Origin of the sequence: Leifsonia poae, assembly GCF_027921845.1 — a bacterium.
GTDB lineage: Bacteria > Actinomycetota > Actinomycetes > Actinomycetales > Microbacteriaceae > Leifsonia > Leifsonia poae.
In genome coordinates this window covers 463257-479631 of record NZ_BSEN01000006.1, presented here as the reverse complement: position 1 = coordinate 479631, position 16375 = coordinate 463257, and the positions used below count along the sequence as shown (strand labels likewise).

At 68.6% G+C, this 16375-nt stretch carries 14 protein-coding genes; 5 read left to right on the top strand and 9 right to left on the bottom strand.

Annotation, left to right across the window (positions count from 1 at the left end):
- Positions 1-75: 75 nt before the first annotated feature.
- From PKE84_RS09250 to PKE84_RS09240, 3 genes are all read left to right on the top strand, one after another.
- Positions 76-1155: an SDR family NAD(P)-dependent oxidoreductase gene (locus PKE84_RS09250; protein ID WP_271176941.1), complete on the top strand. Its 1080-nt coding sequence runs from the start codon at positions 76-78 to the stop codon at positions 1153-1155.
- Between the two features lie 84 nt (positions 1156-1239).
- Positions 1240-1878: a hypothetical protein gene (locus PKE84_RS09245; protein WP_271176940.1), complete on the top strand. Its 639-nt coding sequence runs from the start codon at positions 1240-1242 to the stop codon at positions 1876-1878.
- A gap of 77 nt (positions 1879-1955) precedes the next feature.
- Positions 1956-2348: an SHOCT domain-containing protein gene (locus tag PKE84_RS09240; RefSeq protein ID WP_271176939.1), complete on the top strand. Its 393-nt coding sequence runs from the start codon at positions 1956-1958 to the stop codon at positions 2346-2348.
- Between the two features lie 86 nt (positions 2349-2434).
- Here PKE84_RS09240 and PKE84_RS09235 read toward each other — a convergent pair whose 3' ends face one another.
- From PKE84_RS09235 to PKE84_RS09210, 6 genes are all read right to left on the bottom strand, one after another.
- On the bottom strand, positions 2435-4432 hold the full coding sequence (locus PKE84_RS09235; RefSeq protein ID WP_271176938.1) for a beta-galactosidase: 1998 nt from the start codon (positions 4430-4432) through the stop codon (positions 2435-2437).
- On the bottom strand, positions 4429-5373 hold the full coding sequence (locus tag PKE84_RS09230) for a carbohydrate ABC transporter permease (protein ID WP_271176937.1): 945 nt from the start codon (positions 5371-5373) through the stop codon (positions 4429-4431). Before PKE84_RS09230 ends, PKE84_RS09235 begins: the two co-directional genes overlap by 4 nt.
- The gene (locus tag PKE84_RS09225; RefSeq protein WP_271176936.1) at positions 5366-6319 is read right to left on the bottom strand and encodes a carbohydrate ABC transporter permease; all 954 of its coding nucleotides are present in this window, start codon (positions 6317-6319) and stop codon (positions 5366-5368) included. The genes PKE84_RS09230 and PKE84_RS09225 overlap by 8 nt, the downstream gene beginning before the upstream one ends.
- Positions 6320-6386: 67 nt before the next feature.
- Positions 6387-7748 carry an extracellular solute-binding protein gene (locus PKE84_RS09220; RefSeq protein WP_271176935.1) on the bottom strand — a complete coding sequence of 454 codons (1362 nt, stop codon included), beginning with the start codon at positions 7746-7748 and terminating at the stop codon, positions 6387-6389.
- Positions 7749-7776: 28 nt separating this feature from the next.
- Positions 7777-9891, bottom strand: a complete 2115-nt coding sequence (locus PKE84_RS09215; protein ID WP_271176934.1) for a beta-galactosidase — start codon at positions 9889-9891, stop codon at positions 7777-7779.
- A gap of 134 nt (positions 9892-10025) precedes the next feature.
- On the bottom strand, positions 10026-11018 hold the full coding sequence (locus tag PKE84_RS09210) for a LacI family DNA-binding transcriptional regulator (protein WP_271176933.1): 993 nt from the start codon (positions 11016-11018) through the stop codon (positions 10026-10028).
- Between the two features lie 271 nt (positions 11019-11289).
- On the opposite strand from PKE84_RS09210, the gene PKE84_RS09205 reads away from it, so the two are divergent.
- On the top strand, positions 11290-11592 hold the full coding sequence (locus PKE84_RS09205; protein WP_271176932.1) for a hypothetical protein: 303 nt from the start codon (positions 11290-11292) through the stop codon (positions 11590-11592).
- A gap of 84 nt (positions 11593-11676) precedes the next feature.
- On the opposite strand, the gene PKE84_RS09200 is transcribed toward PKE84_RS09205, so the two are convergent.
- Entirely contained in the window at positions 11677-12303 is a 627-nt protein-coding gene (locus PKE84_RS09200) for a DsbA family protein (RefSeq protein WP_271176931.1), read from the bottom strand.
- A 150-nt stretch (positions 12304-12453) separates the two neighbouring features.
- A complete protein-coding gene (locus PKE84_RS09195; protein WP_271176930.1) occupies positions 12454-14976 on the bottom strand; it encodes an MMPL family transporter in 2523 nt (840 codons plus the stop codon).
- 86 nt (positions 14977-15062) lie between these two features.
- Here PKE84_RS09195 and PKE84_RS09190 point away from each other — a divergent pair, with 86 nt between their 5' ends.
- Entirely contained in the window at positions 15063-15635 is a 573-nt protein-coding gene (locus tag PKE84_RS09190; protein ID WP_271176929.1) for a TetR/AcrR family transcriptional regulator, read from the top strand.
- A gap of 21 nt (positions 15636-15656) precedes the next feature.
- Here the strand turns inward: PKE84_RS09190 and PKE84_RS09185 are convergent, their stop codons facing one another.
- Complete coding sequence (locus tag PKE84_RS09185) at positions 15657-16331, bottom strand: histidine phosphatase family protein (protein ID WP_271176928.1); 675 nt, start codon at positions 16329-16331, stop codon at positions 15657-15659.
- Positions 16332-16375: the final 44 nt, after the last annotated feature.

Sequence of the window (16375 nt, the reverse complement as noted above, 5' to 3'; positions counted from 1 at the left end):
GTTGTCCGGTAGATCAGGGGTCAGCGCCCGTATCCCCCAGCGACGCGCCCCGCAGAGAAAGAGGAACAGATACCCATGAGCAAGAACGCAGGTACGCTCTCCGGCGATTCGTCGATCCGCACGTGGCTCGAAGACCCCGTCGGTGGCCCGATCATCCGCGACCTCCTGGCGCAGTCCGGTCAGGATGCGGACGTGCTGCGACCCGTGCACCGCCTCGCACTCAAGCGCCTCGTGTCGCTGAGCAAGGGCGCCTTCACGCAGCAGATGATCGACGAGCTCGTGCAGCGCGTCGAGTCCGGCGAAGTGCCGGCAGGCTCGACCGCCGTCCCCGGCGCGACCGCTGCCGCCGACGAATCCGCAGCGGAGTCCCCCGCCTCGGCTCCCGAGCCCGAGCCCTGGGTCGAGGTCGTCACCGCAGGACGCTTCGCGGGCAAGACCGTGATCGTGACCGGAGCCGGCTCCGGCATCGGCCGCGCCACCGCATCCCGCATCGCCCGTGAGGGCGGCCGCGTCGTCGCCGTCGACATCTCCCGGGAGCGCCTCGACGCCTTCGCCGCCGAGCTGCCCGAGGCCGAGATCGTGCCGGTCGCCGGTGACATCACCGACGACGCGGCGATCGCCGCGATCGTCGCCGCCGCCGGACCCCGCATCGACGGACTGGCCAACATCGCCGGGATCATGGACAACATGACCCCGGTGCACGAGGTCTCCGACGCGATCTGGGACCGCGTGTTCTCGATCAACGTCACCGGCACGATGAAGCTGATGCGCGCCGTCATCCCCGCGATGCTCGCCCAGGCCTCCGGGTCGATCGTGAACACCGCGTCGGAGGCGGCCCTCCGCGGCTCCGCGGCCGGTGTCGCCTACACGGCGTCGAAGCACGCGGTGGCCGGCATCACCAAGAGCAGCGCCTTCATGTACGGCCCGAGCGGCATCCGCGTCAATGCTGTCGCCCCCGGACCGACCATCACCAACATCGAGGCGTCGTTCGGGTCCGCACTCGGTGCCGAGCGCGTGCAGCTCGCCATGACGATCCTGCCGGATGCCGCTGAAGCCGACGCTCTCGCGGCGTCGATCACCTTCCTGCTGAGCGACGACGGTGTGAACGTCAACGGCGTGATCCTGCCGTCGGACGGCGGCTGGTCGGTCGCGTAGCAGGTCGTCTCCATCGCGCCCGGCCCTCATGATCATCCTCGACGGGTGACGTGAGGCGCCGGGCGCTGTCGCACACTGGTGCCGATGTCCGAATCGGAAACCCCGCCCCGTAAAGAACGGACCTGGCCGACGGAGCTCCGCGAGATCGTCGCGGTGTTCATGCTCTCGGTGACGGCCATCCTCACCGCCTGGTGCGGCTTCGAATCCTCGAAGTGGAGCGGTGAGATGTCGATCGAGTTCAGCCAGGCCTCCTCCGACCGCATCCAGTCCCTGAACGCCTCCAACGACGCCAGGGAGGCGCGCTCGATCGATCTCACGATCTACGCGCAGTGGGTGGATGCCCGCGCAACCGGCGACGAGAAGCTGGCGTCGTACGTCGAGGCCCGCTTCACCCCGGCCTTCCAGGTCGCGTTCGACGCGTGGCAGAAGGGCGGCGAGTCGACGGCGTCGCCGTTCGCCGAACCCAGCTATGTGCCGGCGGGCCAGGCCGAGGCCGACAAGCTCTCGACGAAGGCCGATGCCACATTCAACGCCGCTCTGCAGAGCAACCAGCGCGGCGACAACTACTCGCTGCTCACCGTTCTCTTCGCGCTCGTGCTGTTCTTCAGCGCCATGTCGAGCCGCAACCGCTACCCGTGGGTCGACTGGTTCCTGCTCGGACTCGCGATTGTGATCGCCATCGCGGGAGCGGTCATCCTGGCGTCGTATCCCGTGCTGATCTGACGCACCCGTCGTGACCCTTGCCCTTGCATACCCCTCCGGGTATAGCCTGTGGCCATCCGACGACGAGGGGATGCACCATGGACTGGAACAACTTCTGGAGCGTTATCTGGTTCGTCTTCTGGATCTTCGCCTATACGGCGTACTTCTTCGCGCTGTTCGCGATCCTGGCCGATCTGTTCCGCGACCAGAAGCTGAACGGCTGGTGGAAGGCGGTCTGGGTCATCTTCCTGATCTTCGTGCCGTTCCTCACCGCGCTGGTGTACCTGATCGCCCGCGGCCGTGGCATGGCCGAGCGACAGGGCGCCCGTTATGCGCAGGTCAGGGAGGACTATGACGACGGCGCCAAGTCGAGCTCGTTCGCGAACCCGGCCCATGAGATCGAGAAGGCGAAGAACCTGCTCGATCAGGGCGTGATCACGCAGGGCGAGTTCGACGCGATCAAGAACAAGGCGCTCGGCAACAAGTTCTGAGGCGCCCCTCGGTCGCGCTTCGTTGAGGGGTGGCGAAGGCATCGAAACCCGCGGTTTTGGATGCGTTCGCCGCCCCTCGACGTCAATCAGGCGTCGGCGATGAGGGCCACGGCCTGCGGCGCTAGCGACAGGCCGGAGGCAGGGGCTCCGGTGAGGATGTCGGTGCCGAGCAGTTCGAGCGTCACTGCGGCATCCGAGTGGTTGATCGCCACGAGATGCGTGCCGCGTCGGACGAACTCCACTCCGGCCGCGCGCGGCAGGCGGTCGACGGCCGACGCCGTCAGGATGCCGTCGAGCAGGGTGCCGAGCGGAGCGTCGTCGAGCTGCGTCGCGACGTACCAGGCCGTCCCCGCCCCGCGGTCGTGATGCGTGACGGCCGGATGCCCGTCGAGCGCACCGCCCTCGAACACCGCGTCCACCGTGGCCGAGGTGATGCGCACGTACTCGCCCCACAGCGTGGCCTCCGCGACGCCGCCGATCGCGTCGCCGCTCACCGTGAGCACGGGAGGCGTGCCGCTGCCGAGCGCCGCGAGATCCGGAGCGGCGGGCGGCGCGAACTCCTCGATCCACACCCCGAGCGTCTCGCGGAGCAGCCCGAGATACCCGCCCGTGCGCACGTGCAGATTCTCGTCGAGCACCGCCGTGAGGTACCCGACGACCAACGTGCCCCCGCCGGCGGCGTAGGCGTCCAGCGCCGTCAGCTGCTCGTCGCTCGCCACGAACAGCGACGGCACCACCACGACGCGGTAGCCGGCGAGGTCGTCGGTGGGGCGCACGAAGTCGATCGTCGCGCCGGCCGCGGCGAGCGCCCGGTACCAGCTGAACACATCCACGATGTAGCTCACCGCCGCCGGTGACGCCGGCTGCTCGATCGCCCACCACGAGTCCCAGTCGAAGACGATCGCGACCTGCGCGGGCACGGGAGCGCCCAACAGACCCTCGACGCCCGAGAGCATGCGCAGCTCCGCCCCGAGCTGCTCGACCTCGCGGAAGACGCGCGTGTCTGTTCCGCCGTGCGGCACCATGCCGGAGTGGAACTTCTCCGCGCCCGCCACGGCCTGCCGCCACTGGAAGAAGAGGATGCCGTCGGCCCCGCGCCCGATGCTCTGATACGACCAGGCGCGCATCTGCCCCGGCAGCTTCGCCGCGTTGCGCTCGCGCCAGTTGACCGCGCTCGGCGCCTGCTCCATCAGCAGCCACGGTGCGCCACCGCCGAGCGAGCGCATCAGGTCCCGCTGCATGGCGGCGTACGCCGACGAGTACGGATCGGCCGGATCCGGATAGGAGTCGTCCGACACGATGTCGACCTCCTGCGCCCACTTCCAATAGTCGGCGGCCTTGAAGAACCCCATGAAGTTCGTCGTGATCGGCACCGTCGATGAGCGCCGGATGATCGCCGCTTCGGCGCGGTAGCACTCCAGCAGTTCGTCCGAGCTGAAGCGGTCGAAGTCGAGCAGCTGCGTGGGGTTCTTGAAGGTGGGCGCCGCCCGCGGCGGCAGGATCTCGTCGAAGCCGGCGTAGTGCTGCGACCAGAAGGCCGTGCCCCAGGCGTCGTTGAGCGCCTCGATCGAGCCGTACTTGCGTTCCAGCCACGAGCGGAACGCGGCGGCCGACGCGTCGCAGTAGCAATGGCTGACGTGGCATCCGTATTCGTTGTTCACATGCCACAGCTCGAGCGCGGGATGGTCGGCGTACCGCGCGACGATCGCCTCCACGAGCCGGGCCGCGTAGCGCCGGTACACCGGCGAGCTCGGGCAGTACGCCTGCCGGCTCCCCGACGAGAGGGTCACGCCCTGTTCGGTGACCGGCAGCATCTCCGGATGCGCGATCGCGAGCCACGGGGGCGGTGACGCCGTGGCCGTGGCCAGGTCGACGCGCACCCCTCCCGCGTGCAGCAGGTCGAGCACCTCGTCGAGCCAGGCGAAGTCGAACTCGCCGTCCCGCGGTTCGATGCGCGCCCAGGAGAAGATGCCGACCGAGGCCAGGTTGACGCCCGCCCTGTTCATCAGCGTCACGTCGTCACGCCAGACCTCGGCGGGCCATTGCTCCGGGTTGTAGTCCCCGCCGTACCAGAAGTCGCTCATTCCTTCACACTTCCGCTCGCGAGTCCCGTCGTCCAGTAGCGCTGGAGGAACAGGAAGGCGATGACCAGCGGGATGATCGAGACGAGCGATCCCGTGATGACCACCGAGAACAACGCCTGCGACCCGCCGCCGGCTGCGCTCGTGGCCTGCTGCTGGGCGAGGCCGACGGTCAGCGGATACAGCTCGGAGCTGTTCAGCATGATCAGCGGAAGGAAGTAGTTGTTCCAGGTCCCGACCAGCGCGAACAGGAACACGGTGACGATCCCCGGCCCGAGGAGCCGCAGGCCCACCTGCCAGAAGATGCGGAACTCGCCCGCGCCATCCACCCGGCCCGCTTCGATCATCGAGTCCGGGATGGCGTCGGCCGCATAGACCCGCATCAGGAACACGCCGAACGGGCTGACGAGCGACGGCACGATGACCGCCGCCGGAGTGTTCGTGATGCCGAGCTGGCTGAACATCAGGTAGGTCGGCAGGGCGAGCGCCGTGAGCGGGATCATGATGGCCCCCAGCACCACGCTGAACATGACGATCGCACCCGGGAAGCGGTACTTGGCGAACGCGTAGCCCGCCATGGTCGCCAGAAGCGACGCGCCGATGGCGCTCACCAGCGCGTAGACCAGCGTGTTGATCGCCCAGTGCAGGTAGATGCCGTTCTGGGTCGTGAAGACCGCCGCGATGTTCGTGAAGAGGTCGAACGAGTGCCCGAACGCGAACCCGAAGGTGCTGAACAGATCGCCGTTGTTCTTGGTGGATGCGATGAACAGCCACACGATCGGCAGCACGAAGTAGAGCGCGCAGATCCAGAGCAGCACGGTCAGCAGGGTGCTGCGCTGCTTCTCTCTGTTGTACGACGTGCCCTCACCCCGGCGATTGGTGTTGCGCCGGGGCGGCGCCTCCGACGGTGGGGCGATCGGTTCGCCCGTCGCTGTGTCAGTCATTTCGGGCTTCCTTTCGCTGCGTCGTGAGCTGGACGACGTACGACACGATCGCGATCACCAGTCCGAGGAGGAAGGCGATGGCCGCGGCGTAGTTGACGTCCTGGTTCGTGAACGCGAGGTTGTAGGCGTAGTAGTTCGGCGTGTAGCCGTTGTCGATGACGTTGGGCGCGAGCGCATGCAGCAGGCTCGGCTCGTTGAAGAGCTGGAAGGTGCCGATGATCGAGAAGATCACAGTGAGCACGATCGCCGGCCGGATGGCCGGGATCTTTATGCTCCACGCCACCCGCCACTGACTGGCGCCGTCGATCTCCGCCGCCTCGAAGAGCTCGGTCGGGATCGACCGCAGCGCGGCGTACATGATGATCATGTTGTAGCCGACGAAGGCCCAGGTGACGATGTTCATCATCGAGCCCAGCATGTTCCCTGCGCTCAGCAGGTCGGGAGCCCCCAGACCGACGGCCCGGAACGTCTGGGCGATCGGGCCGAAGTCGTTGCCGTACAGGTAGCCCCACATCAGCGTGGCGACGACGCCGGGCACGGCGAACGGCAGGAAGATCAGCAACCGCAGGGCCACGGATCCGCGCACCCGGCCGCTGTCGAGCGCGAGGGCGAAGAAGAGCGACAGGGCGAGCATGATCGGCACCTGGATGACCAGGAACAGCGCCATGCGGCCGACGCCGGCGAGGAAGTCGGGATCGGTGAAGGCCCGGAGGTAGTTGGCGAACCCCGCAAAGGTCGAGCCGCCGACGAGCTGGGTCGTGAACAGGCTCAGGTAGCCGGAGTAGAACAGCGGCAGCAGGAGCATCACGATGAACACGATCATGAACGGCGCGACGAAGAGGTAGGCCGCGATGTTGAGCCGGCGCTGGTTCGCGCTGTGCTTGCGACGCACCTTCGGGATGCGCTCTCGCGCGCGCACCGGCGATGGTGCGACGGACTGGGTCATGATGAACTCCTTTGTTCGACCAGGTGCGTGCCGGGGCGGCGGTGTCGGCCCGCCGCCCCGGCACGACTTACTTGTTGACGGAGAAGCCCTGCTGGGTTCCGTAGGTGACGAGGGCCTTCTGCCAGGCGTCGAGCCCGGCCGAGAGATCGCCCTTCGCGGCGAGCGCCTTGCCCATCGTCTCGGTGTAGCTCGAGTAGGCGTAGTCCATGTAGGGCAGCCAGTCGAACTTCGTGTCGACGGTGGTGGAGATGTCGGCGAACAGCGCGTTCACCTTCTGGCCGCCGTAGAACGGTGCAGCCTGGTCGACGAACGCCGGATCCTTCAGGGTCGCGTTCAGTGTCGGGAACAGGAACTGCTTGTTCGCCAGCATCAGCGTCGACTCGGGATCGTTGTTGATGAACTTCGCCAGCTCGTAGGCGGCGATCGGGTTCTTCGTCGTCTTCAGCACGGCGTCGGACGATCCACCCCAGTTACCGGATGCCTCCTTCGCTCCCGGCGTCTGCGGCAGTGCGGCGGCACGCCAGAGACCGGAGGTCTTCGCGGCCGTACCCTGCAGGAAGACGGGCGCCCATGCCGCGGTCAGCCATCCGGCGTACTTGCCGTTGGCGAGACCCTGGTACCAGCTGTCGGTGAAGTCGGGGTCGGTCGAGACATACCCCTTCTGGATCAGGCCCTGCCAGTACGTGGCCACCTTCTTCGCCTCCGCGCTGTTGACGTCGACCTTCACACCCTTGCTGCCGTCGTAACCGAACGGCTTGACGCCCGCCTGCCACAGCAGTCCGAGCATCTGGCCGGCCTGGCTCGATGCGAGGTTCGACATGAACACACCGGTCTTCGACTTCACCGCTGCGGCATCCGTCGCGTACTCGTCCCAGGTCGTCGGGGCCTTGGTCACTCCTGCTTTGCTGAGGATGTCCTCGCGGTACAGGTTTCCCATCGGTCCCGAGTCCTGCGGGATGGCGAAGATCGAGTCGTTCTGCTTGACCTGGTTCCAGACCCACGGCACGTACTCGTTGCTGAGACTCGAGGCGCCGTACGGCGCGAGGTCGAGCAGGCTGTCGGTCACGGTGAACGAGGAGATGTACTGGAACTCCATCTGCGCCACATCCGGAGCGCCCTTGCCCGCCTTCAGCGCGGTGCGCAGCTTCTGGTAGTGCGGGGCTCCCTGACCGACGTTCTCGACGTCGACCTTGATGGCCGGGTACTTCTTCTCGAAAAGGGCGACCTCGTTCTTGATGTCGGGGACCCACGTCCAGAAGGTGAGGGTGGTCGGCGTCTTCATCGCCTTGTCGATCTCGGACTGCGAGACGGGCTTGGTCGTCGTTCCCGACGTCCCGCCACCGCCGCCGGTGCAGCCGGTCAGCGCGAGGGCGACAGCCAGGAGGCCGGTGCCCAGCGCCACTGCTGTTCTCGGTGCTTTCTTCCTCATGAGCGTTCTCTTTCTCTTGGTGGTCCGGTCACGCCTGTGAACCGGGGACCTCGAACACGGCGACGTCGCGCGGTTCGAGGGTGAAACGGGACCCGGCGGCGAACTGCTCGCCGGTCTCGACGAGGGTGCTGTCGGCGGGGACGGTGACGGAGTGCGCGGTGCCCGACCAGTTGTGCACGAACGTTACGGTGCGCTCGCCGGCTCGGCCGGTGCTGACGGTGACGGGCGTTTCGGTGCGCCAGCGCTCGGATGCCGTGCTCGGCACCAGCCAGCGGGCGATGCTGCGGGCGAGCGGCTGGTTGGGCACCGTGCCGACGTAGGTCACGCGCCCGGCGCCGAACGGCGTCGTGGTCATCGCGGCACGCGCGCCGAGCTCGGTCGGCTCGTACTCCAGAACGGTCTCGGCGCCCTCGAGGTTCAGCACGTCGACCCACGCGGTCGCCTGCGAGCCGGGCTCGAGCTCGAATCCGGATGCCGCCTCGCCGCTGCTCGCGGTGACCGTGAGCGGGGCCGCCAGGTTGCTGTACTCGTCGTACCAGACACCGGCCGCCTCGTGCAGCCGGTCGGGGGCGACACCGCGCCGCGCCCGGGCCAGTTCGTCGCCGTAGCCGGTGCGGATGCCCAGCACCAAGTGGCCCCCGGCCTCGGCGTAGGCACGCAGCGCGTCGAGCGCGGCGTCGTCGGCGACGTACTCCGCGACGGCGACGAGCACCGGATACTGCGCGACGAGGTCGGCCGCATCCTGTTCGACGAACTGCCGGGTGTGCTGAACCCGCACCTGCGCGCCGGCTTCGCTGAAGCCGCGGTAGAAGGCATCCACGATGTGCGCGTACGAACGATGGTCGGGGCCGCCCTCCTCGGTCGCGAGCGGCGGGTAGAACTCGAAGGACCACTTCGTGTCGGTGGAGTAGAGCATGAGCACGTCGGCATCCGGCTCGAAGCCGTCGAGCGCGTCGCCGATGCGCTTCAGGCTCGCGCCGAGCTCCGCGACCTCCCGGTAGATGCGGCCGGGCACCTGGCTGTGCGGTAGCACGCCGCCCCAGTACGTCTCGACGCCGAAGTGCAGCGTGTGCCAGTGCCAGTACTCGATCATCCGGGCGCCGCGGCTGACCAGCGCGAAGGCCGCCTGCTTGATCTGACCCGGATACGGCGGCTGGTTCTGCCACGGGCCGCCGATCGACTGCGCGTTGGTCTCGGTGACGAGGAAGCGCTCCTGCGCCGACGAGAAGGCCCGGTCGCCCCACTGGAACAGCGCCCACGGCCCGGTGTGCCACCATTCGGCCCGGCGCGGCAGGTCGACGTCGGCGGAGAGGCCGTCCTGCATCAGGTAGTACGGGTTGCCCGCCGTGATGTCGAGCGATGCGGCCAGCTCGTCATCGGAGATCTGCGCACGCGAGTACGAGATGCAGGTGGTGACGAACTGGTCGTCGCGGGCGTACTCGCGCACGATCTCCGCCTGCCAGGCGATCAGGTCGGTGGCCTGCTCGCCCTGGAAGCGGCGCCACTCGAGCTGGTACTGGGGCATCATGTTGCCGGCGGGGCGCCAGAGCTCCGACCACTCGGAGATCCGGTGCGACCAGTAGACGAGGCCCCACTCCTCGTTGAGTCGCTCGACGGTGCCGTAGCGCGCGCGGAGCCAGGCGACGAACGCCTGGAAGGTCGACTCGTTGTGCGGCAGGTTGTTGCCGGGCTCGTTGTCGACCTGGTAGCCGATCACGGCGGGGTGGTCGGCGTAGCGTGGGATCATCTTTCGGATGACCCGCTCGGCGTACCACCGGTAGACCGGCACCGACTGGTCCATCTCCTGGCGCGCGCCCCAGCCGATGGCCCGGCCGTCGGCGCCGATCGCCGCGATCTCGGGGTGGAGGGTCTGAAGCCACGGCGGGATGGCGTAGGTGGGTGTGCCGAGGACGACCGCGATCCCCCGTGCGTGCGCTCCGTCCAGCACCGGCTGCAGCCAGTCCAGGTCGAACTCACCGTTGCGCGGCTCCCAGGTGGACCACACCGACTCGCCGACCCGGATGACGGTGAAGCCCGCCTCCACCATCAGGTCGAGGTCACGATCGAGCGTTCCCTCCTCCTGGTACTCGGCGTAGTAGGCGGCTCCGAAGAGCACGCCGGGGAACTGAGGGTTCTGAGTCATCGTCGACCTTTGCTTCGTCGTACTGTTGTCGACAACATTCTGCGGTTGCGTCACCTGAATGTTGTCGACAACATTAGGTTGGCCGCTACATTACACACGCTGTGAAGCAACGCACAAGAGCCGTGACCGGATGGTTACTTTGCGACGGGTGGGGCCGTCGACGCCCGCGCGACGAGCTCCGGCAGGCGGTATCCGGGGACCTGCTCGACGCTCTCGCCCTCGATCTTGGCGATCAGCACGTTCATCAGGTACGCACCCTCGCCCTCGAAATCCAGGCGGATCGTCGACAGCGACGGCAGGTGGAACCGCGACTCGGGGGCGTCGTCCATGCCGATGACGCTGACGTCGTCCGGCACCCGGATGCCGCGCTCCGCGAGACCGAAGATCAGCCCGATGGCCATGCTGTCGTTGGCGAGCGCGACCGCGGTCACGCCATCCGGAAGCTCATGGGCGGCGCGGTAGCCCGACTCGGCTGACCAGTCTCCCTCCGTCTCCCAGGCGAGCTTCAGCCCGCGGCCGGCGACCTCGTCGACGAACCCGCTCCGGCGCTCCCCCGACGCGATCCACACGCCGGGGCCGTTGACGAAGGCGACCGAGCGGTGGCCGAGGTCCGCCAGATGGGCGGCCGCGAGCAGGCCGGGATGCGCGCGCGGGTTGCCTCCGGCCGACGCCAGGCCCTCACCGGAGTCGATGGAGATCGGCACGTCGATCGCGCGGTTGGCGACGGCCGCCCGCACGACATCCGTCTGCGCGGTGGCGAAGACGCCCGCGATCTGGTGCTCCATCACGACGTCGAGGGCGGCGTCGACCGAGGCGGTGTCCTCGCCGTCCATGGACGCGATGTCGAGAACGAAGCCGCGGCTGCGCGCGGCGGTGGTGGCACCCGCGATGATCCGCCCCGGCCCCGACAGCTCCATGCGGTGCGCGAGGATGCCGATCCTGTTCGACTGTCGCGACCGCAACCAGCGCGCGGCGCCATTCGGGCGATAGTTGAGTTCCTCGATGGCGGACTGCACCTTCGCCCGGGTCGTGGGGCGGATGCCCTCGAACCCGTTGAGGAACCGCGTCACCGTCTGATGGGAGACTCCGGCCTGGCGGGCCACATCGTAGATGGTGGCGCGCCTCATGGAATGTAGTGTCTCACAGCCGCTCTCCCCGCCCCTGCTGCTGCTCCGTCCTCCCGCGCCCCCTTCGGTACCCGCTTCCGTTGAGGGGTGGCAAACTCGCCTGAACACGCCGGTGGGGGCTGCTTTTGCCACCCCTCAACGAGACCGGCCACCCTCAACGGAAGGAAGCGGGAGGAAGCGGGAGGAGGCGGGCTCAGGGGCCGGTGGTACCCTTCGAGAGAGGAGCCCGGACAACGTCCACGCCCCTCTTGCTCGAGGCATGGAGGGTTCGATGCGTGATTTCACCACACCGCTCCACTCGACGACCGAGGCGCCGTCGACCAGATCCGGCCCCGCGCGTCCGCCAGGCGGACTCCCGCTGACCATCCGGTTCACGGCGCCCGAGTACGCGGCGCTGCTCCGGATCGCCGGCGAGCGCTCGACGACGGCCAGCCATCTGATCGAGGATCTCGTGCGCTACGCGCTCACCCACAGCGTGGTGCCGCCCCTGACCGAGCCGCCGAGTCGCGCGCGGGGTCGCGCAGAGGCTCAGGAGCCGCACGAAGACACGGACCCGCAGGAGAACACGGCCTGACCGTTTCGTTGAGGGGTGGCGAATGCGCCTCTCACCGGCGTGTTTAGGCGGATTTGCCACCCCTCGACGAAAGGGGGCGGCCGGCTAGCCGGCTAGGCGGGCGCGGAGGTCTTCGAGGAAGCCGTCGCCGGGGTCGAGGGTGTCGCCATTCAGGCGAGCGGACGGCGTACCGGTGATCGCGTGCGAGCCGGCGAACGCGTCGGTCGTGACTTCCGCGAGGAGCTCGTCGTGGTCCCGCTGCCGGAGTGCCTCGCGCACGTCGACGTCGTGGCGGGCGGCGATGGCGGTCAGCTCCGCGTCGTCGAGACCCGTCGTGGCCTCCTCCGGCTGCCGTTCGTAGAGCTCGGCGAGCACCGCCAGCACGGCATCCGGAGCCACGCGGGCGGTCTCGATCAGCACGGTCGACGCACGCGTCGAATACTTCGACCCCTTCGACTCGCGGTCGAGGAACGTCAGGGGATGCAGCACGAGCGAGACCTCGCCCCGCTCGACGAGGTCCGCGATCGCGGAGCCGTTCTCCGCGTCGAACTTCGCGCACCACGGGCACAGCGGATCGAACCAGAGCTCGAGCACCTGTTCCGACGGCTCGCCGAGCCCGATGGTGCCGGTCGCCGCATCCCAGGCGTTCGACGCGCTCGCGGCGCTCGGCGACGCCAGCGACCCCGCCGCGCATCCCGTCACGAGCGAACCGATCACCGCGGCCGCAGCCATCACCAGCGCCCACCGCCCAGAACGTCTCCGCATGCCACCGCTCACGCCGAACTCCCTTCTCGTGGCCGCCATCCGCGTGAGGCAGCACCGGGAGAATCTACGACGCGCGCACGGCCCCCTCAGGCCGAGCGGCCGAAAACACGTAGGGCGTCAGACGCCGACGCGCACGTCCGGATGCTCCGCCTCGCCGACGACGGGAACGCTGTGGTGGCGGCGCTCGAGTGCAGCGCCCTCCACATCGACGTTCGGCAGGATGCGGTCGAGCCAGCGCGGCAGCCACCAGGCCGAACGGCCGAGCAGGTGCATGAGGGCCGGCATCAGCAGCATGCGCACGACGAACGCGTCGAGGAGCACTCCGATGGCGAGCCCGAAGCCGATCGAGCGGATCATCGTCGACTCCGAGAAGATGAACCCACCGAAGACCGAGACCATGATCAGCCCCGCCGCCGTGACGACGGACCGGCCTGCGCGCAGACCCTGCATCACCGCTACGCGTGCGGATGCTCCGTGCACATACGCTTCACGCATCCCGGACGCGAGGAAGAGCTGGTAGTCCATCGCGAGCCCGAACAGGATGCCGATCAGGATCACCGGCAGGAAGCTCAGGATCGGCCCCGTCCCGTGGATGCCGAGTGCGTCGGCGAACCAGCCCCACTGGAACACCGCCACGATGGCACCGTAGGTGGCGAAAAGCGACAGGATGAACCCGCCCGTCGCGATCAGCGGCACGAGCAGCGACCGGAACACCAGGATCATGATGAGGAGCGACAGCCCGACCACGACGACGAGGTAGAGCGGCAGCACGTTCGCGAGGCTCTCGGAGATGTCGATGTTGATGGCGGCCTGACCCGCGACGCCGAGCGTGATGCCGCCGACCGCCGGCAACGAACGCAGATCGCGCACGAGCCGATCGGTCGAGACGCTGTTCGGGCCCTCCTTCGGAACGACCTGGAAGGCCGCCAGCCGGTTGTCGTCGGACACGGCGATCGGCGCCACCGCGACCACGTCGCGCTGATCGGCGATCTTCTGCGCGACGAGCACCTGCTTCTCGAGCACCTGATCGTCGTCGAGGCCGGCGGGCAGTGCCGCTGTGACGAGCAGGGGCCCGTTCGCACCGGCGCCGAACGCCTTCTCGGTCGTCGTGAAGGCGCGGTACGACGCGGATCCGGCCGGTTCGGTCGAGCCGTCGGGCAGGCCGACGCGCATCGAGAGGGCGGGGATCGCCACGATCAGCAGCGCGACGACGCTCACCAGCACGGTCACGATGGAGCGAACCGTCGACATCGGGCGCACCGGCTTCGGCTGGTGACGCTCGTGGCCGATGCGGCCGCGGGCGCGCTTGTTCAGGATCTTCGTGCCGAACAGTCCGAGCAGCGCGGGCGTGAGGCTGATCGCGATCAGCACAGCCACGGCCACGCACACCGCGCCGACCGTTCCCATCAGCCCGAGGAACGGCACACCTGTGACGTTCAGCGCGAGCAGTGCGACGATCACCGTCGAGCCGGCGAACACGACGGCGTTGCCGGCCGTCCCGTTGGAGAGGCCGATCGACTCCCGCACCTCCGCGCCCTGCAGCAGCTGCTTTCGATGCCTGTTCACGATGAACAGCGAGTAGTCGATCCCCACCGCGAGCCCCAGCATCACGCCGAGCACCGGCGTGACGGATGCCATCTGGACGATGCCGGAGAAGGCCAGCGAACCGACGACGCCGATGGCCACGCCGACGAGGGCGGTCACGATCGGCAGCGACGCGGCGATGAGGCCGCCCAGCATCACGAGGAGCACGACCGCCGCGAACACGAGACCGGCGGCCTCACCGACACCGAAGATCTGCGGAACGCCCTGAGAGATGTCGGTCGAGAACGAGACGTCCGCGCCGTCGATCTTCTTCGACTCGAAGTGGTCGATCACGGCCTGCTTCGACGACTCGGAGAGCTCCAGTCGCGGCACGGTGAACGCCACGTTCACCAGCGCGGTCGAGCCGTCTTTCGAGACGACACTGATGCCATCGGAGAGGGCGAGGAGCTTCGCACCGAGGTCGGCCTTCGTGCTCTGCTGCTCGAGGGTCGTGCGCCCGGCGTCGAGCTTCGTCTGCTGCGCCGCGAGTTGCGCCTTCTGCGCGTCGAGCTGCTGCTGCTGCGCGTCCAGCTGGTCGGTCGGTGCCCCGGCCGTCGTCGCCTGTGCGCGCGCCTGATCGAGCTGGGACTGGGCGGCCGCGAGCTGGGCGCTGCCGGCATCCAACTGCTTCTGGCCGGCGTCGAGCTGCGCGCGACCGGCGGTGATCTTCGCGGCGCCGTCGGCGAGCTGCTTCTGCTGGTCGGCGCGCTGCGCCTCCGAGGCGAACGGATCGTTGATGGTCGCGACGTCGGGCAGGTCGTCTCCGTCGGCGACGAGCGCACTGATCTGCTCCCGCTGCGTCGCGGTGAGCGCCGAGCCGTCGCGGGTCGTGAAGACGACGGTTCCGGATGCCCCGCTGAAGTCGGGCAGCTTGGCGGCGAGCTCGTCGGTGACGGCCCCGGATGCGGTCCCCGGGATGTCGAAGCTCGAGGTGAGCGTCTTGAACCCGATGAGGAAACCGCCGACCGCGAGCGCGAGCACGACCACCCAGGCGGTGATGACGACCCATACCCGGCGGGCGGCGAACACGCCCAGCTTGTAGAGCAGTTCTGCCATGGTCCACGCCTCTCGTCCGCGCCGCTCGTGCCAGCGCTTGATAATACGATACGGACCGTCTCGTCTTCTGAACATAAGATGTGAGGATGTCTGAGCACCGACGCGGACCTGCCCGCAGCGAGGTGGCGAGGGTCGCGATCCTCGAGGCCACCGCCCGGCAGTTCGCGACACGCGGCTACGACCACCTCACGATGGAGGGCATCGCTGCCGACGCGAAGGTCGGCAAGCAGACCATCTACCGGTGGTGGTCGTCGAAGGGCGCGCTGGTCGCCGACTGCCTCATCGAGGGCCTCCTGCTGCCCGACGATCTCAACCCGCCCGACACCGGCGACCTGCGCGCCGATCTCACCGACTGGCTCGGCAGCATCCTGGCGATCGCCCAGCATCCGGGGGGCGAGGCGCTGATGCGCTCGCTCATCTCGGCGGCCGCGGAGAACGAAGACGTCGGGCGCCGTCTGCACGAGAGCCTCGGCGCCAGTTCGAGTCTGATCGTGCGACTGCAGGCCGGGGTGGATGCCGGGCAGCTTCCCGCGGGCGCCCCGCTCACCGAGATCGGCGAGGCACTCGTCGGCGCGGTGATCCTGCGGGCGATCAGCCGGGTTCCGGCCGAGGAGGCCACGACCGCCCGCCTGGTGCAGGCGGTGCTGCCGGCCGGCTGACTCCGCGCCGGCGCCTTCCCGTCAGAACGCTTCGCCGGTGGGGTCCTCGCCCACGGCGTGCTCGGCGAGCTCCTCGCCGCCGACGGGCTCGCTCTCCCAGTCGAGCAGCCGCCAGCCGCTCTCCGGGTCGCCGTCGACGACGACGAGACCCGTGTTCGACAGCATGTGCTCGCGCACGAAGTCGGCCTCGATGTTGCCCGCCCGCAGGCCGACCCAGGTGCGGATGGCCGCGCCGTGGCTGACCACCGCCACCGTGCGGCCCGCGTCGCCCGAGGCATCCGCCGCGATCGCCCGTTCGACGGCCGCGTCGTAGCGGCGGAAGAACTCGTGACCGCTCTCGGCGCCCGGCATGCGCGCGTCGAGCTGGCCGGACGCCCAGGCCAGAAAGGTCTTCAGGTAGATCGCCACCGAGTCGCGATCGTGCTTGCCCTCGAGATCTCCCGCTTGGATCTCGCGCAGTCCGTCGATGACCAGTGGCTTCAGTCCGCGGGCGGCGGCCAGCGGACGAGCGGTCAGCTGCGTGCGAACCAGAGTGCTCACGCTGAGCGCGTCGATGCGCTGGTCGGCCAGGGCGGCCGGCAGCGCCTTCGCCTGGCGCGTGCCGAGCGCGGTGAGGCGCGGACCGGGCGCGATGGTGCCGATGGCGCCGCGCACATTGTCGGGAGTCTGGCCGTGACGGATGAGGAGGAGTCGCATAGGACTCTCACACTACGACGCAGGTGCGACGCCCGCGGTGTCGC

What these genes read in the sequence shown, in the direction of transcription:
- PKE84_RS09250 (WP_271176941.1), top strand. Translation starts at nt 76, where the DNA reads ATGAGCAAGAACGCAGGTACGCTCTCCGGCGATTCGTCGATCCGCACG.
- PKE84_RS09245 (WP_271176940.1), top strand. Translation starts at nt 1,240, where the DNA reads ATGTCCGAATCGGAAACCCCGCCCCGTAAAGAACGGACCTGGCCGACG.
- PKE84_RS09240 (WP_271176939.1), top strand. Translation starts at nt 1,956, where the DNA reads ATGGACTGGAACAACTTCTGGAGCGTTATCTGGTTCGTCTTCTGGATC.
- PKE84_RS09235 (WP_271176938.1), bottom strand. Translation starts at nt 4,432, where the DNA reads ATGAGCGACTTCTGGTACGGCGGGGACTACAACCCGGAGCAATGGCCC.
- PKE84_RS09230 (WP_271176937.1), bottom strand. Translation starts at nt 5,373, where the DNA reads ATGACTGACACAGCGACGGGCGAACCGATCGCCCCACCGTCGGAGGCG.
- PKE84_RS09225 (WP_271176936.1), bottom strand. Translation starts at nt 6,319, where the DNA reads ATGACCCAGTCCGTCGCACCATCGCCGGTGCGCGCGCGAGAGCGCATC.
- PKE84_RS09220 (WP_271176935.1), bottom strand. Translation starts at nt 7,748, where the DNA reads ATGAGGAAGAAAGCACCGAGAACAGCAGTGGCGCTGGGCACCGGCCTC.
- PKE84_RS09215 (WP_271176934.1), bottom strand. Translation starts at nt 9,891, where the DNA reads ATGACTCAGAACCCTCAGTTCCCCGGCGTGCTCTTCGGAGCCGCCTAC.
- PKE84_RS09210 (WP_271176933.1), bottom strand. Translation starts at nt 11,018, where the DNA reads ATGAGGCGCGCCACCATCTACGATGTGGCCCGCCAGGCCGGAGTCTCC.
- PKE84_RS09205 (WP_271176932.1), top strand. Translation starts at nt 11,290, where the DNA reads ATGCGTGATTTCACCACACCGCTCCACTCGACGACCGAGGCGCCGTCG.
- PKE84_RS09200 (WP_271176931.1), bottom strand. Translation starts at nt 12,303, where the DNA reads ATGGCTGCGGCCGCGGTGATCGGTTCGCTCGTGACGGGATGCGCGGCG.
- PKE84_RS09195 (WP_271176930.1), bottom strand. Translation starts at nt 14,976, where the DNA reads ATGGCAGAACTGCTCTACAAGCTGGGCGTGTTCGCCGCCCGCCGGGTA.
- PKE84_RS09190 (WP_271176929.1), top strand. Translation starts at nt 15,063, where the DNA reads ATGTCTGAGCACCGACGCGGACCTGCCCGCAGCGAGGTGGCGAGGGTC.
- PKE84_RS09185 (WP_271176928.1), bottom strand. Translation starts at nt 16,331, where the DNA reads ATGCGACTCCTCCTCATCCGTCACGGCCAGACTCCCGACAATGTGCGC.